A 26,109-nucleotide genomic window follows, 5' to 3' on the forward strand; every position below is an offset into this window, starting at 1 on the left:
CCACCCACCCACCCTTCTTTCTCTGTGGCGTGACCGGCCACGCCCTCTGGTGTCGTGGTCTGATCGGTCACGCTCTGCGGAGCTGTGGCCTGGCCGGTCACGCTCTGCGGAGCTGTGGTCTGATCGGTTCCGCCCTCCGGAGTCGTGGTCTGACCAGCCACGCTTCCTGGAGCCGTGGTCGACCCCACTACTCCCTCTTTCGCGACCAAGGTGGAGATGCCCTGGATGGCCTCTTCGGCGGCTTCGGTGAGGGGGCGGGTCAGGGCACCGAGGGCGATGGCCGCGCGGAGGCCCGCATGGATCGCGCCCAGTGTGGACACGTGGCGTTGGTCGACGTGTTCTTCCCACCAGTCGTAGCAGGGGTGGTGCCAGAAGGTGGTGAGGTAGTGAGTGGCGATGCGGATGGCCTCGCGGGTGCCGGGGATGTCGGTGGAGTGGCGGTTTAGGTGGAGATAGAGGGACCAGAGCCAGGTGCCGTAGCCGTCGAGTTGGTGGTCCCACCAGGCGTCGGTGCCGTTGGAGCCGTCGAGGGTGAAGCGGGTGGGGAGCATGTCGGCGGGGGTGACGGGGAGGCCGCGGGAGGCGCGGTTGGTGAGGTCGGTGACCTGGGCGGCCCGGGCGCCGACCACGCGGGCGCACCACGCGTGGAAGGCGCTCGGGCCCGCGGGGTCGGCGACGCGGCTCATGCCTTCGGCGATGAAGGCGCCATCGCGGAGCCAGGCGTAGCCCTGGTAGGCGGAGAAGGTGGGACTGGCTGGGTAGGCCCCCGAGGGCGACTGATGCCGGTCGATCAGGTCGACGCTGTGCTGTGCCAGACGGGCCAGATCTGCGTGCGTCAGCTCGCTTCCTACGTTCACGGTCGGATCCTCAGCGGGGCGGGCCGTCGATGGTGGCGGCGTCAGTCAACGGGTGGCTTCCTGCGTTCACGGTCGGATCCTCAGCCGAGCAGGCCGTCGATGGTGGCGGCGGCGTCGGTCAGCGCCTGCTGGACCGACTTGCGACCGGCGGCGGCGTTGCTCAACTCTTCGGTCATCGCGTCCTGCATCTCTTGCTGGCGGGCGATAACGGGCGGCAACGCTATCGATTTAAGCGAGTCGAAGACCGCCTGGCGGTTGGCGGGCTTCGCCGTGTTGTCCAGGTAGCCCGCGAGGGTCGCCTGGTCGGAGATAGGCGGAAGCTCCCAGGAGGCCTTGATCCGGGTGGTGGCCGCGGTCTGGGAGGACGTCAGGAAGCGCGACCACGCCCAGGCCTCGGCCGGATGCTTGGTGGTGGCGGACGCGGCGATGGCATTGTGGAAGACCGCGCTGGCCTTGGTCTGGTCGCCGGGCTCGACCACGACATCCCACTCGAACGGCGCGTCGGCCATCCCGGCGAACTGCCAGATGCCGTTGTGCCACATCGCGAGCTTGCCTGACTTGAACAGGTTGGTGTCGTAGTCAGCCGTGCCACCGATCTCGGCCTCGGTGGGCATGGTGTTACCCACCTTGTCCACCAGCCAGGTCGCGGCCTTCACCCCTTCAGGGCTGTTGAACGCGGTCTTCTTCCCGTCGGCGGTCAGGAACTCGCCGCCCGCCTGCTTGAGGGTCTTGTAGAACTCGAAGAACTGCACCGGCTGGAAATCTCCGTACACACCCTTCTTCTTGTCGGTCAGTTTGGCGGCGGCGGCCTTCTCCTCCGCCCAGGTCCAGTCGGCGGTGGGCGCGGGCAGCCCGGCCGCGTCGAACAGCGACTTGTTGTAGAAGAGCACGACCGTCGAGAACGAGGCGGGCAGGGCGAACTGCTTGCCACCGTGGGTGAACGCCTTCAGCGACTCAGCCGCGTACACCGAGGGCTGGTAGTCGTCGCCGGCGGCGGCGGTGCCCAGGTCGAGCAGGGAGCCCGCGCTGGCGTAAGTGACGAAGTTCTCGTAGTTGAGCTCGAAGGTGTCGGGGGCGGTGTTCCCGGCGATGCTGGTCTGGAGCTTGGTGAAGTAGTCCGCGAACGGCGCCGTCTCCACGACGACGTCGATGCGCGGGTTCTCCTTCTCGAACGCGGCCACGATCGTGTCGAGGTCGGCGACGTGGTCGGGGGCGGCGGAGAAGGTGAAGTAGCGCAACGTCACCTTGCCGTCCGGCGCGGTGCCGGTGTCCCGGGTGGCCGAGCCCTGGGCGCAGGCGGTGGCCAGCACCGCGGTGAGCAACGCCGCCGCGGCCTTCGTGGTTCTTTTCATGGGTGGTACCTCCGTGGGGGGATTACTTGAGGCCGGACTGCGCGACGCTGGCGATGACGTGTTTCTGGGCGAAGAGATAAAGGATGAGGATCGGTACGACACTGACCACCGAACCCGCCATCACCACGTTCCACTCGGTGGTGAACTGGCCGTGCAGGGAGGCCAGCCCGAGCGGGATGGTCATGAACTCCGGCGACCTGATGATCACCAGCGGCCACAGGTAGGCGTTCCAGCTGGCGATGAAGCCGAAGATGGCGAAGGTGGCGAGCGCGGGCCGGATCAGCGGCAGGATCACGAAGGCGAACACCCGCGGATGCCCCGCGCCGTCCAGCACCGCCGCCTCGTCGAACTCGCGCGGCACCTGCGCGATCGCCTGCCGCAGCAGGAAGACGCCGAACGCGGAGGCGACCGTCGGGGCGAGCACCGCGAAGTAGGTGTCCACCAGGTTGAACGCCCGCATCTCCAGGAACAGCGGCACGACCAGGACCTGCATCGGTACCATCAACGTGGCCAGGTAGACGGCGAACAGCGCGTTCCGGCCGGGAAACGGCAACCGGGCGAAGGCGTACGCGGCCATGGAGCTGGTCACCAGCTGGAGCACGGTGGAGGCGACGGCGAGCCAGGCGCTGTTGAACACGATCCGCCAGAACGGCATCGCCTCCAGCAGCCGCCGGTAGGCGTCCAGGCCCGCGCCATCCGGCGTGAAGTCGGGCGGCGAGACCAGCAGCGCGCCGTCCGGGGTGAGCGAGGTGACCACCGTCCACGCGAACGGGAACAGCATCACCAGCGCGCCGAGCAGCACCGGGATCGCGCGCAGGACCTTACCCATAGTTCACCCACCGGCGCTGGGCCCGGATCTGGATCAACGTCACGATCAGGATGACCGCGAACAGCAGCCAGGAGAGGGCGGAGGCGGCGCCCGCCCTGCCGTACCTGAAGGTGAGGTCGTAGATCTGCTCGACCACCACCGTGGTGGCGCCGGCCGGGCCGCCGCCGGTCATCACGTGCACCTGGTCGAAGACCTGGAAGCCGTTGATGAGCGAGATCACCACGACGAAGAAGGTCGAGGGGGAGAGCAGCGGGAGCGTGATGTAACGGAAGCTCTTGAAGCCGGTCGCGCCGTCGACTCGTGCGGCGTCGCGGTACTCCTGCGGGATCGCCTGCAGGCCCGCCAGCAGGATGATCATGACGAAGCCGAGGTCCTTCCAGGCCGAGGCCAGGATGATCGACGGCATCGCCCAGTTCGGATCCGTCCACCAGCCGGGCCCTTCCAGACCGACCAGGCCGATCAGCCAGTTCACCACCCCGCTGGCCGGGTTGAGCAGCCACTTCCACATCAGCGCCACCACCACCCAGCTGGTCACCACCGGCAGGAAGTAGATGGCGCGCAGCACGTTCCGGCCGCGCATCGCCCGGTTGAGCAGCAACGCCAGGCCGAACCCACCGGCGTACACGAGCGGCAGGTAACCGGCGATGAAGTAGAGCGTGTGCCCGAACGCGGCCAGGGTCCGGTCCTCGCCGAGCAGTTCGACGTAGTTGTCCAGGCCCACCCAGCGCATCGGGGTGATCAGGTTCCACTCGTGCAGGCTGGTCCACAGCGACCCCGCCATCGGGATCAGCGTGAACAGCGTCAGCGGGATGGCGCTGGGCAGCAGGAAGAGGGCCACCGTGCCCGCGTACCTCAACCGGGAACGGCGCGGACCCACGGCACGCGGCCGGGCGTGCGCCGGGGCGCTGCTCGCGGCCTTCCCCGTGGGGTTCGCGCTGACTTCTGCTGTTTTCGCGCCGGTCATGGTGTCGAGCCGATCAGCCGGGCCCGGACCAGCCGGCCCTGCTCGCCCGCCGCCCCCGCCGCGTCGAACGGCGTCGCCAGCACCAGCGCCGCCGCCCCCTGCGCCCAGCTGGTGTCATCCCAGCTCTCGACCTCGACCGAGATGTCCCGCCGCCCCGGATACAGATGCGCGCGAATCGCCGGGTCGAACCCCACCTGCCAGTACGCCCAGTCCGCGGTCCCCTCCCCGAGCACCACGACCACCTCAGGATCCACCACGTTGATCAGCCCGGCCGCGGCCCGCCCCAGCACGGCTCCCGCCTCGGCGAACACCGCCCGCGCCACCGCGTCCCCACCCGCCGCCGCCCGCCCGATGTCCGCGACGCCCGCGTCTTCGGGCAACTCCATCCGGGTACGAGCTGCGCCCACGAGCCCAGCCGCCCCCACCAGGGACTCCAGGCACCCTTGGTTCCCGCACCCGCAAACCGGCCCCGCCGCGAGCATCGGCACGTGCCCGAACTCCCCGGCGCCACCCCTGGCCCCCCGGTAGACCCGCCCGTCGGTGACGATCGCCGCGCCCACCCCGCGCCCGATGGTCAGCACCAGGAAGTCACGGTGGGTACGGCCCCTGCCGTACAGGCGTTCGGCGGCGGCCAGCGCGTTGACGTCGTTCTCGACCAGCACCGGGAGGTCCAGCCGGCGGCGTAGCCGGTCTCCCACCGGGGTCGCCTGCCAGCCCAGCGTCGGCGCGTTCACCGTGCCGATCGCCTGGTCCTCGACGCTGCCGGGCACCCCGACCCCGATGCCGAGCAGCGGGGGATCGGCCGCGATTTGCGACACCGCGTCGGCGACCGCGTCCACCAGGTCGTCCAGCGCGCGCGGCGACGTGGTGTCCACCGGGCGCTCCCAGGCGCCGAGCACCTCGCCGTCCAGCCGTACGTCGACGATCACCAGGTGGTCGGTGGTCACCTTGACCCCCAGCGCCCGCCCCGCGCTCCCGATCAGCCCCAGCTTCTGCGCCGGGCGACCGCCCCGGGACGGCTCCAGCTCCAGCTCCTCCAGCATCCCGTGCCCCATCAGCTCGCGGGTGAGCTGGGTGACGGTGGCCGGGCTGAGGTCGAGCTGGCGGGCGATCTCGGTCCGGCTCAGCGGTCCCACCGTGCCCAGCAGGGCCAGGATCGCCGTCCGGGTGAGATCGCCTCGGTCTGTGCTGTACCGCTGTACGGCCATGGGGAGGTAGACTTTCTTTGGTAGTAAATTCGGATGTGAAGATATTCCCGACCGGGAAACCCCGTCAAGAGGGTGCACAACGACATTTCCGGAAATGTGACCATCTGAGCCGTGGCGGTCCAGGGGGAGTGACCAGGCCTTCCGCGGGTAACGGTGAAGAGCATGAACGTACTCGGCATCGACATCGGCGGGTCGGGCATCAAGGGCGCCCCGGTGGACACCAAGACGGGCGAACTGGTCGAAGACCGCTACCGCATCCCGACCCCCGAGCCGTCCACGCCGGACGCGGTGGCCGACGTGGTCCAGAAGATCATCAAACATTTCTCCTGGAAGGGCCCGATCGGCATCACCTTCCCCGGAGTGATCATCAACGGAGAGATCCGTACCGCCGCCAACGTCGACCGCTCCTGGGTCGGCGTCGACGGCCGCGCCCTCTTCGGCAAGAACACCCACGTGCTCAACGACGCCGACGCCGCCGGCATCGCCGAAATGACCTTCGGCGCCGGTCAGGGCCACCAGGGCGTGGTCCTGGTCCTCACCTTCGGCACCGGCATCGGCAGCGCCCTGTTCACCGGCGGCAAACTGGTCCCCAACACCGAGTTCGGCCACATCGAGATCCGCGGCAAGGACGCCGAAGCCCGCGCCTCCGACCAGGCCCGCGCAGAGAAGGAACTCAGCTGGGGCATCTGGGCCGGCCGCGTCGAGGAGTACCTCCTCCAGATGGAACGCCTGCTCTCCCCGAATCTGATCATCATCGGCGGGGGAGTCAGCAAGAAGGCCAAGAAGTTCCTCCCGGACGTCACCATCAACACCCCGATCCTCCCGGCCATGCTCCTCAACGAGGCCGGCATCGTCGGCGCCGCCCTAGCCGCCACCGAGAAGTGACCCGCCTCCATCCAGATCGGCGTTGGCGACGAGCGGCTATGAGGCGGGTCGCTCATGGCGTCCTATCCTCTAATCAGGGCTACGAGTTTGCCTTCGGGCAGACTTGGTGCCGGTAGCCGCCGCTGGGTGAGCACTCCCCAGCCTTGGGCCTTTTGTGAGCGTTCATTTGGCCGGGGCGTCCGAATTTCTGGGGCTTAACTCGGTGAGGGCCAGGGTGGGGTTGTCGGCGAAGAAGCGGATGGTGGTGACCTGGGCCTTGCGGCCGAGGGGGCGGGTGATGGTGATCGGGTCGGTCAGGTTGACGATCACATTGGTTTGGGAGGAGACGGCCAGGCTGAGGCGGGTTCCGGTGACGGTGACCATGCTGGTCTCGTTGTAGTTGCGGGACAGGCGGATGGTGGCGAACTGCTCGCGGGGGATGCGCACGTCGAAGAAGGCGCCGTAGCGGAGCCGTAGTTCGGTGGCGGTTACCACGTGGGGGCGGGTGACGCAGGCGGCCATGACCGCAAGGCCGATGAGGATGCCGTAGAGGTCGAGAAAAAGGATGGGGAGACGCAGCGCCTCGGGGGCTTCGATGGCGCGGAGGATCACGTCGATGACGACCGTTTCCACGGCCATCAGGATCAGCAGGATGACGAATGTGGTGGTCTGCTCTTTTGCGTACGCGATCTCGACCGAGCCGGGCGGAACGCCGTTGCGGCGGCGGAGCGCCCAGAGGACCAGGCTGACCATGCCCTTCGCGTCGAATCCAGCGATTCTGCGGATGATTGCGATCATTGAGTGCGCTCCGTCAGGGTGATCACGGCCAGGCGGAAGACCTCGGCTTGGGCGGGGGTGGCCTCGTCGAACATCCAGCCCTGCCAGCCGGCGTCGGAATGGGCGATCATCGCGGCGGCCATGTCGGCGGGAATGAGGGCGATCAGGTCGGCGGCGAGGGCAGCGACACGGGGGTCGGCCGGGTCGGCGTCGGCCAGGTCGTCGAGGCAGGCGTAGAGATCGTGGCTGCGGGCGAGGGCATCGGGCTCGATGAGGGGACGGACCAGGTCCAGGACCTGGTCGCGGTCGGCGGGTGTCGCGACCGTGTCCATGAGAGCCAGGAGTTTCCGGTCGAGAGTGGCGAAACTCGACCCGCTGGCGGTCAGGTCGCGGAGCACCGCCGCCAGTTCGGGGGAGACCGCCGATTCGGGGGTGAGATCAGGCTCGGTCAGCAGCGCGGCCAGGCGAGCCCGGCGCGCGGCGATCATGTCCTGCTGTCGGGCCAGGTCGGCGTCGAGCCCGACGAGGACTTCGCGCAGTTCCTTACCCTGGTCGTCGGCCAAGACATCGTGGATCTCGTCAAGGGAGAGACCGAGCTCGGCCAGCCGCCGAATCCTGGCCAGGGTGACCGCGTCACGGAGACCGTAGTCACGGTAACCGTTGGCCAGCCGTACCGGCTCGGGGAGAAGCCCCAGGTGGTGGTAGTGGCGCACAGCGCGGGTGGAGATCCCGACCAGTGCGGCGAGCTCGCCGATCCGCATGCCCCCATTAGAAACGTTGACGCTACGACAAGGTCAAACGCTTCTCGCACGCTTCAAACGGCGTCCCCGATCTCCTCGAAGGCTGGTCGACGTCTGTGCTACCAAGGCACACGAACGAAACTTCCACCACGGCACGAGGCATAGCCGACATGAATTTCCCGGGACTGATCTCGGTACCCAGGGGCATCCGGAGACCTCAAAGTACACAGAAAGTGGTCTTGACCTGCTATATAGAGGTTATTGATCTTCATTGGACACATCGGAGAAGCACCTAGATACGTGCGCGCGAGTCTCACGCGAAGTATCACGATCAGAATCATGCGACCTGTGCTTAGGCGCTGACGGCTAGCACCTCGCGGAACTCCTCTACTACCGGGCGTCCCCGTTGCGGAAGGGGTACGGCGTCGAGGACTCGCCGCGCTGTCTCCATGATCATGATGTTGCGGTAGGCGTCCGGCAATGGGTCGATCACTGTCGCGGCCTGTTGGATTCCCTCATCGACGCCGCCGTTGACCACGGTGCACCAGGCGGTGTGCAGGCGCAGGTTGATCGGGGTGTGGTAGCCGTGAGGGTTGCTCGCGAGCGTGTGTTCCTGCGCCTGGCTGGCCTCGGTTTCGTTGCCCGCAGCCGAGAAGACCTGACTTGCCGTGAAATGGACGGGGTTAAACGAGGAGTCCCAGAATCCGAGGACGACAGGTAGCTGACTTGTCTCGACCAGATCGATAAGGGCTTGTAGGGTGCGGCGGGCTTCGTCGTGGCGGCCCAGCAGGGCCAATATTTTGGCCTGTGCGCGGAGCAGGGTTGCCTGGCCGACCGAGGGATGGGCGGGCGTGCCGTTGATCTGCTGGGCGCTGTGGATCAGGCGCAGGGCGGTGGTCGGATCGTGCAAGCCGAACTCGCTATGTCCCGCTTCGTGGGCGCGGATTCTCAAGCGCAGGTCGAGGTCGTTGGTCGCGTCGGCGGCGGTGCGGGCGGTGCGGTACCAGCGCAGCGCGGAGCCTGGTTCCCCGAGGCGGACCAGGACGCTGGCGTGGAAGGCGGCGAGCACGGCGGTGACGCGGTTCAGTTCGATACGGTCGTTGTCGCCGGCGGTGTGCAGCTGTCGCTGTATTTCCGACAGGTCGGCGAGGAGATCGTTGTGAACTTGGTCGGCGGGCCGGGTGTTGATCGCGTGCAGGTGGTCGGCACAGGCGAGTTCCCAGTCTTCGACGCTGCGATGCTGATCGCCGAAAGACAAGTCGAGTAGCTGGCGTACCGGCTCGCCTGCCGCGCCGAGCACTCCGATCCCAGCGCTTGCGGCGGCAAGCTGCAAAAGGCGTCGGCGTTCCATGTCCTCATCCTTGCTGTGAGCGGGGGAGGCTGTATTGAGGGTATTGCGCCGCAGGCGATCCAGCTCTTCTGCAGCGGTGTGCAGAGCCACTAGGTAACCATCCGCGCCGAGCCTGGCATCCAGGGTTTTGACCGCGTCGGCGTGTGGTTGTTGTTCCCCGCGTTCCCATTTGGCCAGGAGGGAGTAGCTCCAGTGGATTTCCTCGGCGAGGGGGCGCAGGTGGATGCCGCGTACCTGTTCGCGCCAGTGGCGGAGGGCGAAGCCGAACAGATGCCAGGGCGACTGATTCGGGTCGATCGGGTTGGACTTCGGGCTGGATGTGGTCATCCCTGTCATCCCTTTGTGATCGTGTCACGGCGTGTCATTGGCCCATGACACGCTATTTGTCTTTCCCGTTCTTTGTGGCAGGCCAATTATGGCATTGCAATAGGCGAATTCCCGGAGAACGTAAGCGGCTCGGCTGTCGCTGGCACGATCAGCCGAGCCCTGATCGCAAGCGAGGTGCGATCGTGAGGAAGTTTAGAGCTGCGGTCGATCGCAAATACCGTCGAGCAGTCCGCCAGGAGGAGCGGCGCCCGGTGACGGATGCGGTGCGGCTGCGGGAGGAACCACGGCGTGAGCGGTTCGCCCATCTGGCGCGGCCGGCGTTCGCGCTTAATGGGCAGGGGGTGTCCTGCATGCTGCGGCTGCCGGGACGGCGCGGGGAGTACGCGGTCCTGGAGATGCCGGGCGGTGCCAGCGGAGTCGTACGGGTGGCGATACGCAAGGAGACCGCTGGCTGGCGATACACCGTGGGTGCTCGCACTGTGGATGCCCACACCGTATGGGCAGCAGATGCCGACCCGGTGAATCGCACCCTGCGGGCGGTGTCGCGGTGACGGTCATGCGGGTGATGGGGTCGTTTGTCCTGCCGGGTGAGGCGTTCTCGGTCACGTTCGGGCGTGCACTCGTGCGGGCGCTGCTGAAGCGGGAGGGCGTCGGCGAGCCGGCGGATGCGCTGCTGCTGGTATCGGAGCTGCTGGGAAACGCGCTCAAGCACTCCAGGTCCGGAATGCCGGGCGGCCGGGTGGAGGTCGCGGTGATCGACTGCGGTGACGGGGCCGTGCGGCTGGAGGTGACCGACGAGGGGTCGGAGGCGAGCACGCCGCAGGTCCGGGACGTGCCCCGAGTCCACGGAATAGGTGACGGGCTCGACGGCGGAGTGCCGGCCGCCGATGGGCATGGTCTGCGGCTGGTGGAGCAGATCGCTCGCCGGTGGGGCTGGCAGGACGACGGGTCCGGCCGGATGGTGTGGTGTGAGGTGGCCCGGTGACCGCGTGGGCGTGGATTTTGGTCCAGCGGGTCACCGATGAGCTGGCCGGGCGGATCACCAGTGGTGAGCTTGCGCCGGGTGCGCCGGTGCCCACGGAGGCCGAACTACGGGACACGCACAGCATTCAGCCCGCGCAGGCGTCCTGGATCTGGCGTCAGCTCCAGAAGCGGCGGCTGGCCCACATGACCCGCCGCCGGGTCCTGGTCGTCGGGCCGCCGGATGCGCAGTGGCCGTCGAAGTGGACACCGCCCATTGAGCGGCGGATCGCGGAGGTCGTCGGCGTGCTGGTCAGGCGGATCCGGGCCGGTGAGATCGCCGTGCATGAGCGGGTGGCCACCCAGGAACAGCTGCGGAGCGGGTTCGGGATCTCCCGCGAGGTGGCAACCGAGGTCAGGTACCGCCTGGAGGATCTGGGCTGGGCCTACAGCATTCCCCACTACGGCATCTTCGCGGCTCCGGCCGATGAGTGGCCCGCCCAGGGTGGCGGCGAATGACGGAGGTCCACGGCGCGGGGACGCCACAGCTGGACAGAGACGGTCCGGTTCCGCTGTATGTGCAGATCGCCGATCTGGTGGCGGACCAGATCGAACGCGGGGAGCTGGGGTTGGGGGAGTTGGTTCCCACCGAGACCGAGTTGCTGCGGGCCTATCGGATTTGCCGGGGGACCGCGCGGCGTGTGCATCGGGAGCTGCGCGAGCGCGGTCTGGTGTACACGGTGCCGGGGACGGGAACCTTCGTCGGGCACTGGGGCGTCCCACCCTTGCCGTATTCGATGCCCGCGTACGTGCTGATCGCCCGCGACCTGGTCACGCAGATCCAAAACAGCGTGTACCCGCCCAATCGGGCGATCCCCACTCATGGCGCGCTGAGCAAGCAGCATGAGGTCTGTATGGGTACGGCCCGGCGCGCGGTGAAGATGCTGCGGGAAGCGGGCTGGGCGTTCTCCTGTGGGCCGCGCGGGACCTTCGTGGCACCGCCTGATCAGTGGCCCGATCCCGGATTGTGGCACAAGATGATCACGGTCGCTTGCGGTGCGGACCGGGCTGAGGACGTGCCCGGGGAAGAACCGCCGGATCTACGCCGGTGGGATGAAGTGTCCGCGCCGGTCGGCGGGGAGCTGGTCGTAGGCGGGTGGATTTGCTAGCCCGTGGTAAGGCTGCTCTCGGGCGGTGCCTGTGCTTCCCCGTGTTGGGCTTCTCCCGGGGGAAGATCCGTAGGAGGGCGACATGAACTCTCCCACCGAGCTGGCTAGCACGGTCCAGGAGATCAGCGCAGGCGTCGAGGAGACCTACGGCTACGACTCGGTCGAGCTGACCTGCAAGTCGATCTTCGACTACCTGCACCCGGAGGACGTGACCGGCATCCAGGCCCAGCTTCGCCGCATGATCGAGGACGAGAGCACGACCGATGCGATCGAAGCGTCTGGGAAGCAGACCTGGTCACGGACCCGTCGGTGCCGCACAGGATTGCCAGCTGATCGAACGCCCATGAGGGCCCGATCGTCAGCGACGTTCCCTGGCGTGGAGCGGGCATGACCCACAGTAACGACTACGCTTTGGTCATCCCCGCGCCTGTGGGGATGAGCCCCTTGCCATATCGCTTCGAGCCTGGGAACTCCGGCAGGATGATCGTGTGACTCGCGGAGAGGTGGGACGTTGTGGACGATCGGTTGCTGGAATTGCGGGTGCGGAACTTCCGAAGCCTGCGAGATATCACGCTGCCGCTCGGGCCCGTGAACGTGATGGTCGGGCCGAACGGCGCCGGAAAAACGAATGTGCTCGAAGTCTTCCGATTCCTCGCCGACATCGTGAGAACGGACTTGGAGCCAGCACTCGAACGTCGGGGCGGTCTCGAGTCGCTTCTGTTCCGTGGCGACCGGACTGATGACTTTCTTCAGATAGACCTTAGCGGCACCTGGGACGCACAGGCTGTGGCAGGCCATTACACGCTCAAACTTACTGGACCCACCCTGGCCCGTGAAGAGCGGTTCGTTTTCGATTTTGCGGACGGAACCCGAAGATTGACTCGGGTGGAAGGGGCGAGTGCATCGATGGAGACGCTCGCACCGGATGGTTCGGTGCGCGAAATACACGCGCCTCCTCCTTTCCGGCTTGATGAGAGGCCGCTCGGTGAAGCCGCCCTGGGTATCCGCCCCCTCAGCAGTGGCCTTTCCACTCTCTCTCGGCTGGCTCCCGTGATGGGCGGTGCGCAGGTGCGTTCACTTGCCGACTTCTTGGATTCTTTCAAAATAGTGCAGATTGACGTAGAAGCAGCGGCCAAGCCTTCGCGTGTGCGGGGTACCATGTTCTCCGCGATTGATTCGGACGCCTCCAACTTGGCTGTCTCTCTCTTTTCGCTGGCCGCCACGGAGGCCTGGGAATTTCTTGTGGCAGACGCCGTCGCGGTGCTGCCACAGTTGGAGGACATCGACTTCGAGCACCCGTCTGGCCCGGCCCGTGAAGTGGTAGTCGTCCTACGCGAAAGGGGCTTGCGTGACCCCACCCAACTCGCGGACGCCTCATACGGAACGATCCGCCTGCTGAGCCTGCTGGCGCTTCTCTACGACCCGAGGCCTCCCGCGCTGACGTGCATCGAGGAAATCGACCACGGGCTTCACCCACAGGCCCTGGAGCTACTGGTTGATCGTATACGCGAACAAAGCAGGCGCACTCAGTTCCTCATTGCGACGCATTCTCCGGCATTCGCCAACCGCCTGACGCCGGATGAACTCATCGTGTGCGAGCGATCAGCCGACGGATCCTCGATCATACCCGCGATCTCAAATGAGAAAGTAAAAGAGATCGTCGCGGCCAGTGAAGGGCTGCCGCTTGGTGAACTCTGGTTCTCCGGCGCGCTCGGGGGTGACCTGTGAGCCGGAACGGCGGCACCCGGACTCGTGCCGTGAAACGCCCTGTCGTCGTCCTGGTCGGAGAGGACAGCAATGATCGCCGCTGCCTGCGAACCTTGCTCGAAGAGCACTGCCCGGATATGCGTGGACGACTGGTCGAGATCAATCCCAGCATGAAATTCTGGGCGGTAGGAAACGAACGACTGGACGAACGGGTCGACCGATTGCGCAAGCTGGTCAACGCTCGTGCCGCACGGGAGGGCGCGGAGGTCGCCTGTGTTTTTGTGCACGAGGATCTCGACCGGGCGGATAGCAGCGAATATCCCGCACTACGCGAGCGCGTGGAAAGGCGATGAACAAGGCGCTGGGCTCCGCGCATTATGTATTGGCAGTGTGGGAAACGGAGGCGTGGCTGTTACTTTTTCCTGACGCGCTCGCCGCATTTGTTGCGAACTGGCAGTTGCCGGCGAGATACCGGGGCAGAGATACAGGTCGGCTCTCCGACCCGAAGCGGATCCTCGTGAACGAGGTCAGTCGCTCGGGTCGCAGATATCGAGAGTCCGATGCGCCGGAGATCTTCGAGAAGGCCAGGGAAATGAGACTCCTGGCGCATCCTGTCGGGTCGAACCGATCGTGGAGCCAATTGTGCGGTGATGCGACCCGATGCTGCTCGGAACACCTGCGTCAACCCGCACACCCCTGAACACGACACGCCCCGCTGGGCGCCGGTCATGGTCTGCGATGATCGCGCGCCTGCCGGAAGCGTCAGCTTGAAGCCATCGAGGCCGTTCAGCGGTCCTGAAGAGCTCGATCAGCGTGGCGAGTTCACTGATCCGCATGCCCTCATGAGAAACGTTGTCGTTACGACTAGGTCAAAGGGCATCGGAAACGTACAGTGTGGTCGCTAGCCTCCCCGCATGTCAGGGTTTGTCCGCTATGTTCTGGTTGGTCTGTTGGCTGGGTCGGGGGCGACGTATCTTGCGCCGGGGAGTGCGGTGGTGGCCGCCCCCTGCACCACGCGGTATAGGGATGAGAGGGCAGCGGAAGAAGCTCGGCGTGAGCTGGTTGTGGAGTTAGGTGACCTGGTCGCCCATCGGCCCGGACAGGTCGCGGTCATGGTCATGGTCAAGGACCTGATTACCGGGGCGACCGTTGGTTATCAGTCCACCCGAAAGGATCAGATCACTGCTAGCGGGAGCAAGGTGGACATCCTGCTCACGCTGTTGCGCCAGGCTCGGGCGGAGCACCGGGAACTCACCGCTGCGGAGCAGGCCACTGCCGAGGACATGATCCGCCACAGCGACAACCTTGCCGCAGATGACCTTTACCGTCGGATTGGCGGGGCCGCCGGGCTGGAAAGCACTTACCGGCAACTCGGCCTGACCGATACCGCGCCTGGCCCTAGCCACTTCTGGGGCGGCACCACCACCAGCCCAGCCGATCGGGTACGCCTGCTCACCGCCCTGGTCAAGGGCAGCCAGGGGCTCGCCCCGGAGGACCGGGCCTATGTGCTGGCTCTAATGGAGCAAGTCGAGCCCGCGCAGAAGTGGGGAATCAGCGCGGGAGCTCGGCCGGGGGACCGGGTCGCGCTCAAGAACGGCTGGACGTCCCGCGCGTTCGTGGACAACACCTGGGCGGTGACCAGCTACGGCCGGGTCTTCGGGCCGGGCCGGGATTTCCTGATCTCCGTGCAATCCGACATCCAGCCCACCATGGAAACCGGCATAGCCACGATCGAACAGGTCAGCGCCCTCGTGTCCCGGCGGCTTCCCGGCCTGGTCCGGCTCTACCCGTGCGTGCCGCTGCCCTTCGGCCCCGATACCCGGCTTGCGACCGGATGACGGCCTCCCGCTGGGGTTGGGCGGGGGGATCCTGCGTCCCTACCGTTCGTTCGACTACAGCATGGTCGCCCGGAGGACTTGAATCATGATGTGTGCGTCGGAGACGACGTAGTAGATGGTGATGATGCCCTCAGGGCTGGTCACATCCAGTTCGTACGCGTCGGGGACTGGTTCGCCATCTACGTAGAAGGAGCGCGCATCGGGTGGGATCGGATCGTCCAGGAGAGCCATGATGGCCAGTTGCGTGGAGCTTCGGTATGACCACGGCAAGTCCCGGAGGATCTTCTTTGCGCTATCCGGTAGCCAGATGTGATCAGGCAAACAGGTCGCCCCGCTCGATGTCGCCACGGGTCATCTGGGTGTACTCAGACAGCTCACCGGTCTCGAGCGCCCGCTTGGCATCCCGCAATTGCCGGGCGATCTCCCGCCGCTGCTCGGCGTCTCTGAGTCGCCGGAGGTCTTCCAGATCAGACTTGGGAATCAACGCCATGCCGAGGCTGTCAGCCGCCGCAGCCAGCGCCTTGTCATCGACCTGAATGCTGGTAGTCGCCACGTGATTCCTCCCTTAGCTTCCCCATAGTATCTCTGCGGGTTACGGCGAAGACGAGCGAAATCGTGTTCGACCAGGTTGCGTGGGTCGCGTCTCCGGCTAGCAGGCCAAGATCTCTTTGGTCGAGAGATGGTAGGTGTCCACCATGGGATCCCGGGGCCGAAGAGCTTCCCCTTAATTCCTACCTGGACAATATGAATTATTCATGCCAGGATTCACCCATGGATGCCCTGACCGAGCGTCGCTACATCGATCTGCTCCGCGTCTGCAGCGCCGCCTGTTGATATGCCGCGCACCCCCGTCGGCCACATCACCCAGGCACCTAAAGGAGAATCCCGATGTCCCAGGCGAACGTCATCGACTTCGTCCCGCGTCCCGCTCACGAACCGATCGTGGACGACGGCACCGTGCTCGGTGTCATCCCGGTCCCCGGCACCGATTCGGCGCTTGTCATCGTCAGCCATCTGGTCTCCGCACCGCGTACAGAATCGCGAGCGGAACCCGAGCTGGCGCCGCGCCGCCGGGACGACCTGGAGATCGACCGTGACACCCGCACCGTCCGCCTGGACGGCGCCGCGGTCGAACTGACCTACCGCGAGTTCGAGCTGCTCGACTATCTGGCCGCCGCGCCCGGCCGTGTCTACAACCGCAAACAGCTCATGGCCGCCGTCTGGGACCGGTACGGCGATGACAGCGCCCGCACGATTGACGTGCACATTCTTCGCCTGCGCCGCAAACTCGGACGGCACGCGGAGCGGATCATCACCGTGCGCAACGTAGGTTACAAGTACCAAGTTCCGCCCCGCTGACGCGCCCGGAGAAAACGATTGGCGGTGCCCAGGGGCGGGTTGCCTATCCTTGAGGACGGAATGAATACGCTCTCCGACCTCCAGGGCCGCCTGCCCCACCTGATGTTGCGCGATCAGCGCAGGCTGGGCCGCCGCCTCGACGGCATGCGCAAAGTCCGCGACCCGAAGGCCCGGCAGGCCATCGCCGCGCAGATCTCCGGCGAACTCGACGTCGCGGAACAGCGGGTCGCGGTCCGGCGCGCCGCCGTTCCCCTGCTCACCTATCCCGACCAGCTGCCGGTCAGCCAGCGCAAGGACGACATCCTGGCGGCGATCAGGGACCACCAGGTCGTGATCGTCGCGGGCGAGACCGGTTCCGGCAAGACCACGCAGCTGCCGAAGATCTGCCTGGAGCTGGGCCGGGGTGTGCACGGCCTGATCGGGCACACCCAGCCGCGCCGGATCGCGGCCAGGACCGTCGCCGAGCGCATCGCCGAGGAGCTGGACATCCCGCTCGGGGAGGCGGTCGGCTACAAGGTCAGGTTCACCGACCATTCGAGCGACGGCACCCTGGTCAAACTGATGACGGACGGCATCCTGCTGGCCGAGATGCAAACCGACCGGTTCCTCTCCCAGTACGACACACTGATCATCGACGAGGCCCACGAACGCAGCCTCAACATCGACTTCATTCTTGGGTACGTCAAGCAGCTACTGCCCCAACGCCCCGACCTCAAGGTCGTCATCACCTCGGCCACGATCGACCCCGAACGGTTCTCGCAACATTTCGGCGGCGCGCCGATCGTGGAGGTGAGCGGACGGACGTACCCAGTAGAGGTGCGGTATCGCCCGATCGACGAGGATCAGGACGACCAGACGCAGGCGATCGTGGACGCGGTCGACGAGCTGAACCGGGAAGGCGCAGGGGACATTCTCGTCTTTCTCAGCGGGGAACGGGAGATCCGCGACACCGCCGACGCGTTGAAGGGCCGCCGCGAGGAGATCCTCCCGTTGTACGCGCGACTGTCGGCGGGCGAGCAGCATCGGGTGTTCCAGCGGCACACGGGGCGGCGGATCGTGCTGGCCACCAACGTGGCTGAGACGTCGCTGACGGTGCCGGGCATCAAGTATGTGATCGACCCTGGGAATGCCCGTATTTCGCGGTATAGCCACCGGCTGAAGGTGCAGCGGCTGCCCATCGAGCCGATCTCGCAGGCGTCGGCCAACCAGCGGAAGGGGCGATGCGGGCGTACGTCCGACGGAGTGTGCATCCGGCTTTACGCCGAAGAGGATTTCGTTGGGCGGCCGGAGTTCACGGATCCGGAGATTCTCCGTACCAACCTGGCGAGTGTCATTCTGCAGATGACCTCGCTCGGGCTGGGGGATATCGCGGCGTTTCCGTTCGTGGAGCCGCCGGACAGCCGGCAGGTGAAGGACGGTGTCAACCTGCTGCACGAGCTGGGGGCGCTGGACGCGAAGGGCGGGCTGACGCCGCTGGGGCGGAAGCTGGCGCAGCTGCCGGTGGACCCGCGGCTGGCCAGGATGGTGCTGGAGGCCGACCAGAACGGCTGCGTGCGCGAAGTGATGATCATCACGGCGGCGTTGTCGATCCAGGATCCGCGCGAACGTCCGGCCGACAAGCAGCAGGCCGCCGACGAGAAGCACCGCAGGTTCGCGGACAAGGAATCCGACTTCCTCACCTATCTGAACCTGTGGCGGTATCTGCGGGAGAAGCAGCAGGAGCTGTCCTCCAGCGCGTTCCGGCGGCTGTGCAAGGCCGAGTTCCTCAACTACCTGCGGGTTCGCGAGTGGCAGGACATCGACAGCCAGCTGCGGCAGGTCGCCAAGACCCTCGGCGTCACGCTCAACAGCGCCGACGCCGACCCGCAGCGGGTGCATCTGTCGCTGCTGGCCGGGCTGCTGTCGCATATCGGCGTCAAGGACGTGGCCAAGAAGGAGCAACCGGGGCAACGGCGGCCGCTCACCGAGTATGTCGGCGCCCGCAACGCCCGCTTCGCGATCTTCCCTGGGTCGGCGCTGGCCCGGAAGCAGCCGCAGTGGGTGATGTCGGCAGAGTTGGTGGAGACGTCCCGGCTGTGGGCGCGGGTCAATGCCAAGATCGAGCCGGAGTGGGTCGAACCGCTCGCGCAGCATCTGGTCAAACGCGCCTACAGCGAGCCGCACTGGGAGAAGGACCAGGCCGCGGTGATGGCCCTGGAGAAGGTGACCCTTTACGGCGTTCCCATTGTCACCGAGCGCAAGGTGAACTACGGCCGGATCGATCCCGAACTGTCGCGCGAGCTGTTCATCCGGCGCGCGCTGGTGGACGGCGACTGGCGGACGCATCATCCGTTCTTCCACGAGAACCGGAAGCTCCTGCAGGAGGTCGAGGAGCTGGAGGAGAAGGCTCGCCGCCGCGACATCCTGGTCGACGACGAGACCCTCTTCGACTTCTACGACCAGCGCATTCCGGCCGAGGTGGTGTCCGGGCGGCATTTCGACAGCTGGTGGAAGAAAGCGCCCGACAAGACGATCCTCACGTTCTCGCCGGACATGCTGGTCAACGAGAACGCCGATGTCAGCGCCCGCGACTATCCGGACGTGATCCGGCAGAGCGGCCAGCGCATGAAGCTGAGCTACCAGTTCGAGCCTGGCACCGAAGCCGACGGCGTCACCGTGCACGTGCCGTTGCAGGTGCTCAACCAGGTCAACGGCGCGGGCTTCGACTGGCAGATTCCCGGCCTGCGGGAAGATCTGATCACCGCGCTGATCCGGTCATTGCCCAAGCATCTGCGGCGTAACTTCGTGCCCGCGCCCAACTTCGCCAAAGCCGTGCTGGAACGGGTGACGCCGGGCAGCGAGCCGATCCTGGATGCGCTGGAGCGCGAGTTGCACCGAATGACCGGGGTGGTGATACCCCGGGAGGCGTGGAGCATGGAGCAGGTGCCCGACCACCTGCGCGTGACCTACCGGGTGGTGGACGAGCGCAAACGGCCGGTCGCCGAGGACAAGGATCTCGACGCGCTGAAACGGCGGCTCGCGCCCAAACTCCGAGCCACCCTCTCCGAGGCCGCCACCGGCCTGGAACGCGAGGGCCTGACCTCCTGGACGATCGGGACGCTGCCGAAGGTGTTCGAACAAGGCCGATTGCGGGCTTATCCGGCGCTGGTCGATCGCGGCGACACGGTCGCGGTCCGGATGTTCGAGACGCCGGCCGAGCAGGAGCGCGCCATGTGGGCGGGCACCCGGCGGCTAATCCTGCTCGGCACCCTCAACCCCGCCAAATCCATCCTTCGCGGCCTCACCACCACCCAGAAACTTGCTCTCAGCCGCAGCCCGCACGGCAGCGCCACCGCCCTCTTCGACGACTGCGCGGCCTGCGCCGCCGACAAACTCATCAAGGACGCCGGCGGCCCCGCCTGGGACGAGCAGTCGTTCACCCGCCTCCACGACCACCTCAGATCCGACCTGTACGCGACGACCCACGACGTCGTCACGAAAGTCGAACGCGTGCTCGCCCTCTGGCACACCGTCCAGAACGCCACCAAAGGCCCCGCCGACGCCGTGGCCGACATCAAGGACCAGCTAGGCAACCTCGTCTTCCCCGGCTTCGTCACCGCCACCGGCCACGCCCGCCTCCCCGACCTCCAGCGCTACCTCAAAGCCATCGAACGCCGCCTCGAAAAACTCCCCGACGACCCCCACCGCGACCGCGAATGGATGTTCAAGGTCCACGACATCGAAGACGATTACCGCGACCTGGTGGACAAACTTTCCCCCGTCCGCCGCGACGCCCCCGCCGTCAAGGACATCCGCTGGATGATCGAAGAACTCCGCGTCAGCTTCTTCGCCCAACAACTCGGCACGCCCGTCCCCGTCTCGGAGAAACGCATCAGAAGGGCGATGGAGCAGCTGTAGGGAGCCGTTCCAGGTTGCCCGCCGTTATCAGGCGCCGTTCACGCCCGCGCTGGTCCTCGCCGTCCCGGCGCCAAGAGGGGCTGGCGCCCGTGTAGGCGCCAGCCCTAATCAGGGCTATCGGGTTTGCCTTCGGGCAGACTTGGTGCCGGTTGCCGCCGGTGGGTGGGCCCTTTGTGGAATGGCGTCAGCTGCGGTTCGTGGTCCGTGCGCAGAGCTGAGTGCTGTGACCACGAACCTCGGCTGGGTCACTATGGCTCACCGGCCTCGGCGATTTGCAGCTTCCACCTCGGTGAACGTCGGGACACCGCACTAGCCTCTTTGTGGAATGGCGCTGGCCGTCGTTCGTGGTCGGCGCGGCGATCGGGGCGCCAGGCCTGGCGGCGGACTGGGCGGTGGCGCTGAGTGAACGCCCCGACAAGGAGGCCGCGCCGGGCCTCGATCCCGGAGATGATGGCGGCCGTGGAGCAGGTCGTCTCGCGTGCGGACCTGGCAGCTGCGGTGGCGGCAGCCCCTTTGGAGTCAGTGTCTTGGCAGGTTGTGGACGAGGGTTTGAGGGGGTGGTGGGGTCGGTGTCGTTGTGGGAGGTCTGATTAGGGTGGGTCCGGGATGTTCTGAGGGGGAGGGCGCTGTGATTCGGGCGGTTGTGTTTGATGTTGGGGAGACGTTGATTGATGAGACGCGGATCTGGTCGCGGTGGGCGGATCGGCTGGGGGTGACGCGGTTGACGTTCATGGGGGTGCTTGGGGGGATGGCGGCTCTTGATCGGTCCCATCGGGATGCTTTTGAGGTTGTTCGGCCGGGGTTGGATGTGCGGGCTGAGATGGAGGCGTGGCGGCGGGAGGAGCCGGAGGGGCTTCGGGAGAACTTTGATGTTGAGGATCTTTATCCGGATGTCAGGGGGAGTCTTGCCGAGCTCAGGATGTTGGGCTTTCAGGTGATCGTTGCTGGGAATCAGCCGGTGCAGGCGTATGACGCGCTGGTGGCGATGGAGTTGCCGGTGGATGCGATCTACACCTCGGCGGGGTGGGGGTTGTCGAAGCCGCAGCCGGGGTTCTTCGCGAAGGTGGCGGAGGTGGCGGGGCGGGCGCCGGAGGAGATCCTCTATGTCGGGGATCGGTTGGACAACGATGTGCTTCCGGCCGCGCGGGCGGGAATGCGCACGGCGTTGTTGCGGAGAGGGCCGTGGGGTTACCTGCACGCCGATCGTCCGGAGTCCGCCGCCTGTGATTTCGTCATCGACGGGTTGGGCGACCTGGCTGGACTCTTGGACCCTCCCTCGTAAGGTCGCGACCGCGAGGACACCCGCGCAGGGCGGCCGGATTGTTGGACCGTCCCTTGTCGGTTGCGACCGGAGGAAGCGCTGGTGATCGAGTGAGTCGCGCGGTCAGCCCTCCTTTGTGAGGTCGCCCTTGTAGGTGACGAGTCCGGCGTCGTCGTCCCATTGGTAGCCGAGCTTGTCGTTCTTGGGGGTGAGGATGACGGTGCCGGGGATACATCCGGCGTTGTTGTCGAGGCGGAGGACCATGGAGTCGGACTCGATCTTGTCCACGGTCAGAGTGCCGGTGTCGCAGCCGTCTTCGTACCATTTGCCGGTGGATTCGCCGGCGGGGAGTTCGATCCGGATGTCGTGTTCGCTCATGATGCCCTGAGGTTCGGGCACGATGCGGCCTGCCCAGATTCCGGCGTATGCGTCAGGGATGACAGTGGCGCCCTCAGTGGTGTCCTCTGTGGTGTCCTCTGAGGGTGTGGGTTCTTCGGTGGGGGTCTCGGCGGTTTCGGTCTCGTCGGTTGGGGTCTCCGACGGGTCCACGGCCTCTTCGCTGGTGGTGGAGGATGAGCTCGTGTTGTTGTCGCCGGGTCCGGAGACGATGCGGGGGACCACGATGGCGGTGGTGCCGATGACCGCGACCAGCGCCACCAGCAGGGCGATCATCAGTCCTCGATTGCCGCCCGTTCTAGTCGGCGCGGTGGCATGCTGCTCCCAGTTCTGACCTGGTCCGGTACCCAACGGCTGGCCGGGCCAGGACTGAGGCGCGGGTGATTGGCCGGGCCAGGACTGGGGGGCCTGTCCGGGCCAAGACGAGTGTCCGGCTGCGGGCGGATAGCCCGGCTGCGGGGGAGTCGGGTGGGCGGCGGCAGGAGGATAGCCCGGCGGCGGAGATTGTGGGTGGGCTGCGGCGGCGCCGGATGAGAGGGGGTCGGGGGTGGAGCCGACCAGGGTGAGGAGGAGGTCGCGGGAGGTGGGGCGGCGGGTGGGGTCCTTGTCGATGCAGCGTTGCACGGTGCTGCGGAGAGGTTCGGGGACGCCGCTGGTGTCGGGGGTGATGGTCATGATCCGGTGCAGTACCGAGGCCACGCTGTCGGCGCCGAACGCCGGGCGGCCGGTCGCCGCGTACACCATGGTCGCCCCCCACGCGAACACGTCCGACGCCGGGCTGGCCGGATGCCCGGCGATCTGCTCGGGGGACAGGTAGGCGGGGGTGCCGATCGGCCCGGCCGTCATGGTGGCGCTCTCGCTCTGCCGGGCGATGCCGAAGTCCACCACCCGGGGCCCGTCGGGGCCGAGCAGGACGTTGCCCGGCTTGAAGTCCCGGTGCACGATGCCCGCGCCGTGGATGGCGGTGAGCGCGGTAGCCGTACCGACCGCGAGGCGTTCGAGTTCGCCGCCGCGTAACGGGCCGTCGGCGCTGACCCGGTCGTGGAGGGAGGGGCCGTCGATGAACTCGCTCACCACGTAGGGTTCGCGGCCGTCCACCTCGGCGGTGATGACCCGCGCCGTGCAGAACGAGGCCACGCCGCGCAGCGCGTCGAGTTCGCGGGCCAGCCGCTGCCGCACGCTCGGGTCGAAACCGCTTTTCAGCACCTTGATGGCGACCGGTCCCCCGCCAGGGGATTCCCCGAGATAGACGACCCCCTGCCCGCCTTCGCCGAGCCGGCCGGACAGGGTGAACTCGCCCAGCGCGCGGGGGTCCTCAGGGGTCAGGGGTGCGACCATGCGTCATACCGTATTGGGATCCGTACAGATAAGTGAACCTGCCCGCAGTGACGGGCAGGTTCACGGACTTCCAGCGGAGGTTAGCGCAGCTCGTAGATGGCCGTCGTTCCGCTGATCTCATGACCGACCACCAGCAGCGGCCGGAAGGTCGGGCTCTGCGCGGCCGGGATGAACAGCACGCCCTCGGGGCCGACGTCCCCGGCGGTGCCCGCCGCCACGTTGCCGGTGAAGTCGCGGCTGTTGACGTAGCCGGCCAGGCTCGGCCTGCTCGGGTTGCTCACGTCGTACGCGACGATCCCGCCGACCCGCTCAAGCCCGGCGAACGCGTACGTCCTGCCCCTGATCTCGCCGATCGCGACACCCTCCGGCTCGGGGCCCTTGTTGTCGCTGCGGCTGTCGAAGCTGGCGTTCTCCTGGTCGGCGTTGAACTCGGCCGGCAGCTTCTCCGCGATCAGCTTCTCCAGCTGGTCGCCCGAGTCCCACACCAGCGCGCCCGAGGACGACCTGATCGAGATCGACCGGGCGCCGAAGGAGTGCAGGTCGGTGGTGGCCCCGGCGGCGTTCTTGGGCGAGGTCGTGGTCACGTTGAGGCGGCCGAGCTCAGCGTCCTTCTTGAGCGCGTCCCCGTCCGGCCGGGCCAGCGTGAGGTCCTTGACCCTGACCTCCTCGGCGAAGCAGTCGTAGTCGCGGGCGTCGCCCTCGTTGGCGGCCACCAGGTAGGTGCGGCCGCGCTGCTCGAAGGAGGCCAGCGCGTCCGGCTGGTACATGCCCAGCACCGGCCGTGGCCTGATGTCGATCTTGGTGTCCCGATCCGAGGCGTCGATGCCCGCGCCCGGCTTGGAGTGGTCCTTGAAGCCCAGCGGGACGATCTCCTCAACCCGGGCGTGCTTCAGGTCCACGATCGCGATCGCGTTGTTCTCCTGCAGCGACACCCAGGCGGTCCGGCCGTGCTTGTCGGTGGCGATGTACTCCGGCTCGAAGTCCTGCGCGGCGGTCGCGTTCGGACCGTAGATCCGCACGCCCTTGGCCCGCAGGACGTTCTCCTTGCCGTTGTACGCCCGGAAGCTCGCGGTCTTCACGCTGCCGCGCTTCACGTCCACGACGCTGACCGAACCCTCGGGGTCGACCCCGTCGGCGCAGTACGAGGACGGCTCGCCCTCATTGGCCACCACGACTTTGTCCCCATCCGGGGTGAACGTCACCATGTCGGGCAGCGCGCCCACCCGCACCTCGCGCAGCTTGCGCCCGTTCTTCGCCGAGAAGAAGCTGACCGTGCCGGGGTCGGTCTTGACCGCCGCCTGCTGGGCCACGGCCACCAGACCCTTCTTCACGGCCACGCTGTTGGCCCCCGGAGTGACCAGCGTGGCCACCTTCTTCGGGTTACGGGGGTCCTTGATGTCCAGCACGTCCACCGTGCCGTCCTGGGCGTTCACCACGAAGACGCGGCGGGTCGCGGGGTCGTACGCGGTGATCTCGGACGCGCCGACGCCGACCGCGCCGGTGGCGAAACGCCCGAGGAACGTGAGTTCGATACCGCCCGTGGCCTGTGCGGGCACGGACAATAACGTGGAGGTGAGAATCAGCCCAGTGGTGGCGGCGAAGATGCGCATGACCTGCATCGTCGCGAAATTTCGTGACTTGTCCCTGACGTGCAGATGACCATGAGGTGAACCGTCAGAGGACCTGCTTGAGCGGCACGGTGTACGCCAGCTTACGTCGCCCGGAGTCGCTGAGGTGCAGGTGGTCGCCGTGATCGTAGGAGGCGCGCAGCTGGTCGGGCGTGATGGGGTCGCGCAGCGCCTTGTCGAAGTCGAGCACGCCGTCGAACGCCCGGCTCGTCCTGATCCAGCGGTTCACCTGCTGCCGGATCGCCTCCCGCTCCGGCGTCCAGCTCTGGTACCCGGCGAACGGCGTCAGCGTGCCGCCCAGGATCCGCAGCTTCCTGGCGTGCGCCAGCCTGATCATCTTCTTGTACGCCTCGATCAGCGGCTTGGCCGAGGTGAGCTCCCCCTTGGAGATGTCGTTGATCCCGCAGAACAGCACGATCGTCTTCACCCCCGGCTGGGACAGCACGTCCCGGTGGAACCGGCTGAGCACGCTCGGCCCGACCCCCGTCTGCAGCACCCGGTTCCCGGCGATCCCCGCGTTGAGCACCGCCACCCGCTTGGCGGCCGGCAACGCCCCGATCCGATGGTTGAGATAGTCGGTCCACCGCCGGTTGGCGTCGAGCTCCTGCCCCGCGCCGTCAGTCAGCGAATCCCCCACCGCCACCACCGAGCGCACCGACTTCGCGGTGGTCACCGCCACCCGATCGAGGAAGTACCACTGCGTGCTGGTGTAGGTGAACTTGTCCGCCGACTCGGCCCGCGCGTGGTTCCCGGGATCGGACAGGAACGTCGTCGCGTACGCCCGATCGTGTCCCGTCACCTGCGGCAGGTATCCGGGCACGTACATGCTGACCACCACGCTCTGCCGCGGCGAGATCTTCTTGACCACGGGATCGCTCCACACCGCCTGCCCCGGCTTGATCCTGATCGACTTCTTGCCGTTGAAGGTGACCGGCCGGTTGGTCTTGACCATCAGCTCCGCGCCGTACGCCTGGAGCCCTAAATAGACGCTCTGGAACGTGACCGAGGTGCGCCCGAAGACGTTGGACAGGCGGATGCGCAGGCCGCTGCCGCCGATGCTGGTGCGCACCACCATCCGGACCGTCTGGTCGCCGATCGCGGTCGGCAGCCGGTCGCTGGCCGCGGTCCAGGTTCCGACCTGATGCCCTGACGCCGCCCGCGCGGGCGACATCGGCACCAGGGCCGCTGCCAGGATCAACGCCGTCATGACGAACCGGTGGGCCGGTCGCACCATCGCCTCCGAAAGCCAGGTGAGATTGATTCGCGAGGGGATACATTACGGCCATT

25 protein-coding genes are annotated in these 26,109 nt (G+C 66.8%); 12 read left to right on the forward strand and 13 right to left on the reverse strand.

The window, feature by feature from the left end; genetic code table 11:
* The 5 genes from ABGB08_RS28085 to ABGB08_RS28105 all read right to left on the reverse strand — a co-directional run.
* The coding region (locus tag ABGB08_RS28085; RefSeq protein ID WP_347595645.1) for a glycoside hydrolase family 15 protein at positions 1 to 857 on the reverse strand (857 nt) is incomplete at its 3' end.
* Positions 858 to 937: 80 nt separating this feature from the next.
* Positions 938 to 2,209, reverse strand: coding sequence for a sugar ABC transporter substrate-binding protein (locus ABGB08_RS28090; protein WP_347595648.1), 1,272 nt, complete (start codon positions 2,207 to 2,209; stop codon positions 938 to 940).
* Between the two features lie 22 nt (positions 2,210 to 2,231).
* Positions 2,232 to 3,038 carry a carbohydrate ABC transporter permease gene (locus tag ABGB08_RS28095; protein ID WP_347595651.1) on the reverse strand — a complete coding sequence of 269 codons (807 nt, stop codon included), beginning with the start codon at positions 3,036 to 3,038 and terminating at the stop codon, positions 2,232 to 2,234.
* On the reverse strand, positions 3,031 to 4,002 hold the full coding sequence (locus ABGB08_RS28100; protein ID WP_218041256.1) for a sugar ABC transporter permease: 972 nt from the start codon (positions 4,000 to 4,002) through the stop codon (positions 3,031 to 3,033). The genes ABGB08_RS28095 and ABGB08_RS28100 overlap by 8 nt, the downstream gene beginning before the upstream one ends.
* Positions 3,999 to 5,210 carry an ROK family transcriptional regulator gene (locus ABGB08_RS28105; RefSeq protein ID WP_347595655.1) on the reverse strand — a complete coding sequence of 404 codons (1,212 nt, stop codon included), beginning with the start codon at positions 5,208 to 5,210 and terminating at the stop codon, positions 3,999 to 4,001. Before ABGB08_RS28105 ends, ABGB08_RS28100 begins: the two co-directional genes overlap by 4 nt.
* 162 nt (positions 5,211 to 5,372) lie before the next feature.
* Here ABGB08_RS28105 and ppgK point away from each other — a divergent pair, with 162 nt between their 5' ends.
* On the forward strand, positions 5,373 to 6,095 hold the full coding sequence (ppgK, locus tag ABGB08_RS28110; protein ID WP_347595658.1) for a polyphosphate--glucose phosphotransferase: 723 nt from the start codon (positions 5,373 to 5,375) through the stop codon (positions 6,093 to 6,095).
* 162 nt (positions 6,096 to 6,257) lie between these two features.
* Here the strand turns inward: ppgK and ABGB08_RS28115 are convergent, their stop codons facing one another.
* The 3 genes from ABGB08_RS28115 to ABGB08_RS28125 form a co-directional block, all read right to left on the reverse strand.
* Positions 6,258 to 6,872, reverse strand: a complete 615-nt coding sequence (locus ABGB08_RS28115; protein WP_347595661.1) for a hypothetical protein — start codon at positions 6,870 to 6,872, stop codon at positions 6,258 to 6,260.
* Positions 6,869 to 7,612, reverse strand: coding sequence for a MerR family transcriptional regulator (locus ABGB08_RS28120; protein WP_347595664.1), 744 nt, complete (start codon positions 7,610 to 7,612; stop codon positions 6,869 to 6,871). Before ABGB08_RS28120 ends, ABGB08_RS28115 begins: the two co-directional genes overlap by 4 nt.
* Before the next feature lie 331 nt (positions 7,613 to 7,943).
* The gene (locus ABGB08_RS28125) at positions 7,944 to 9,269 is read right to left on the reverse strand and encodes a helix-turn-helix transcriptional regulator (RefSeq protein WP_347595667.1); all 1,326 of its coding nucleotides are present in this window, start codon (positions 9,267 to 9,269) and stop codon (positions 7,944 to 7,946) included.
* A gap of 251 nt (positions 9,270 to 9,520) precedes the next feature.
* Here ABGB08_RS28125 and ABGB08_RS28130 point away from each other — a divergent pair, with 251 nt between their 5' ends.
* The 8 genes from ABGB08_RS28130 (at position 9,521) to ABGB08_RS28165 (ending at position 14,943) form a co-directional block, all read left to right on the forward strand.
* On the forward strand, positions 9,521 to 9,820 hold the full coding sequence (locus ABGB08_RS28130; RefSeq protein WP_347595670.1) for a hypothetical protein: 300 nt from the start codon (positions 9,521 to 9,523) through the stop codon (positions 9,818 to 9,820).
* A 5-nt stretch (positions 9,821 to 9,825) separates the two neighbouring features.
* Positions 9,826 to 10,254, forward strand: a complete 429-nt coding sequence (locus tag ABGB08_RS28135) for an ATP-binding protein (protein ID WP_347595903.1) — start codon at positions 9,826 to 9,828, stop codon at positions 10,252 to 10,254.
* Positions 10,251 to 10,748, forward strand: a complete 498-nt coding sequence (locus tag ABGB08_RS28140; protein WP_347595673.1) for a hypothetical protein — start codon at positions 10,251 to 10,253, stop codon at positions 10,746 to 10,748. Before ABGB08_RS28135 ends, ABGB08_RS28140 begins: the two co-directional genes overlap by 4 nt.
* On the forward strand, positions 10,745 to 11,398 hold the full coding sequence (locus ABGB08_RS28145; RefSeq protein WP_347595676.1) for a GntR family transcriptional regulator: 654 nt from the start codon (positions 10,745 to 10,747) through the stop codon (positions 11,396 to 11,398). Before ABGB08_RS28140 ends, ABGB08_RS28145 begins: the two co-directional genes overlap by 4 nt.
* Positions 11,399 to 11,480: 82 nt before the next feature.
* Entirely contained in the window at positions 11,481 to 11,789 is a 309-nt protein-coding gene (locus ABGB08_RS28150) for a PAS domain-containing protein (protein WP_347595679.1), read from the forward strand.
* 122 nt (positions 11,790 to 11,911) lie between these two features.
* Positions 11,912 to 13,126, forward strand: coding sequence for an AAA family ATPase (locus ABGB08_RS28155; protein ID WP_347595682.1), 1,215 nt, complete (start codon positions 11,912 to 11,914; stop codon positions 13,124 to 13,126).
* 29 nt (positions 13,127 to 13,155) lie between these two features.
* The gene (locus ABGB08_RS28160) at positions 13,156 to 13,458 is read left to right on the forward strand and encodes a hypothetical protein (RefSeq protein ID WP_347595685.1); all 303 of its coding nucleotides are present in this window, start codon (positions 13,156 to 13,158) and stop codon (positions 13,456 to 13,458) included.
* 711 nt (positions 13,459 to 14,169) lie between these two features.
* Positions 14,170 to 14,943: a serine hydrolase gene (locus tag ABGB08_RS28165; protein ID WP_347595688.1), complete on the forward strand. Its 774-nt coding sequence runs from the start codon at positions 14,170 to 14,172 to the stop codon at positions 14,941 to 14,943.
* Between the two features lie 54 nt (positions 14,944 to 14,997).
* Here the strand turns inward: ABGB08_RS28165 and ABGB08_RS28170 are convergent, their stop codons facing one another.
* Both ABGB08_RS28170 and ABGB08_RS28175 read right to left on the reverse strand, forming a co-directional pair.
* Entirely contained in the window at positions 14,998 to 15,174 is a 177-nt protein-coding gene (locus ABGB08_RS28170; RefSeq protein WP_347595691.1) for a hypothetical protein, read from the reverse strand.
* 82 nt (positions 15,175 to 15,256) lie between these two features.
* On the reverse strand, positions 15,257 to 15,496 hold the full coding sequence (locus ABGB08_RS28175; protein ID WP_347595694.1) for a hypothetical protein: 240 nt from the start codon (positions 15,494 to 15,496) through the stop codon (positions 15,257 to 15,259).
* A gap of 335 nt (positions 15,497 to 15,831) precedes the next feature.
* Between ABGB08_RS28175 and ABGB08_RS28180 the strand changes: the two genes are divergently transcribed.
* The 3 genes from ABGB08_RS28180 (at position 15,832) to ABGB08_RS28190 (ending at position 21,481) form a co-directional block, all read left to right on the forward strand.
* Positions 15,832 to 16,302: a winged helix-turn-helix domain-containing protein gene (locus tag ABGB08_RS28180; protein ID WP_347595697.1), complete on the forward strand. Its 471-nt coding sequence runs from the start codon at positions 15,832 to 15,834 to the stop codon at positions 16,300 to 16,302.
* Between the two features lie 60 nt (positions 16,303 to 16,362).
* Entirely contained in the window at positions 16,363 to 20,199 is a 3,837-nt protein-coding gene (gene hrpA, locus ABGB08_RS28185) for an ATP-dependent RNA helicase HrpA (RefSeq protein ID WP_347595700.1), read from the forward strand.
* Between the two features lie 628 nt (positions 20,200 to 20,827).
* Complete coding sequence (locus ABGB08_RS28190; protein WP_347595702.1) at positions 20,828 to 21,481, forward strand: HAD family hydrolase; 654 nt, start codon at positions 20,828 to 20,830, stop codon at positions 21,479 to 21,481.
* 102 nt (positions 21,482 to 21,583) lie between these two features.
* On the opposite strand, the gene ABGB08_RS28195 is transcribed toward ABGB08_RS28190, so the two are convergent.
* The 3 genes from ABGB08_RS28195 to ABGB08_RS28205 all read right to left on the reverse strand — a co-directional run bounded on the left by ABGB08_RS28195 (position 21,584) and on the right by ABGB08_RS28205 (position 26,029).
* Positions 21,584 to 23,194, reverse strand: coding sequence for a serine/threonine-protein kinase (locus ABGB08_RS28195; protein ID WP_347595704.1), 1,611 nt, complete (start codon positions 23,192 to 23,194; stop codon positions 21,584 to 21,586).
* Between the two features lie 80 nt (positions 23,195 to 23,274).
* A complete protein-coding gene (locus ABGB08_RS28200) occupies positions 23,275 to 24,804 on the reverse strand; it encodes a choice-of-anchor I family protein (RefSeq protein WP_347595706.1) in 1,530 nt (509 codons plus the stop codon).
* Positions 24,805 to 24,868: 64 nt separating this feature from the next.
* Positions 24,869 to 26,029, reverse strand: a complete 1,161-nt coding sequence (locus ABGB08_RS28205; protein WP_347595708.1) for an SGNH/GDSL hydrolase family protein — start codon at positions 26,027 to 26,029, stop codon at positions 24,869 to 24,871.
* Positions 26,030 to 26,109: the final 80 nt, after the last annotated feature.

It is taken from the genome of Acrocarpospora sp. B8E8, assembly GCF_039871605.1.
Classification (GTDB): domain Bacteria; phylum Actinomycetota; class Actinomycetes; order Streptosporangiales; family Streptosporangiaceae; genus Acrocarpospora; species Acrocarpospora macrocephala.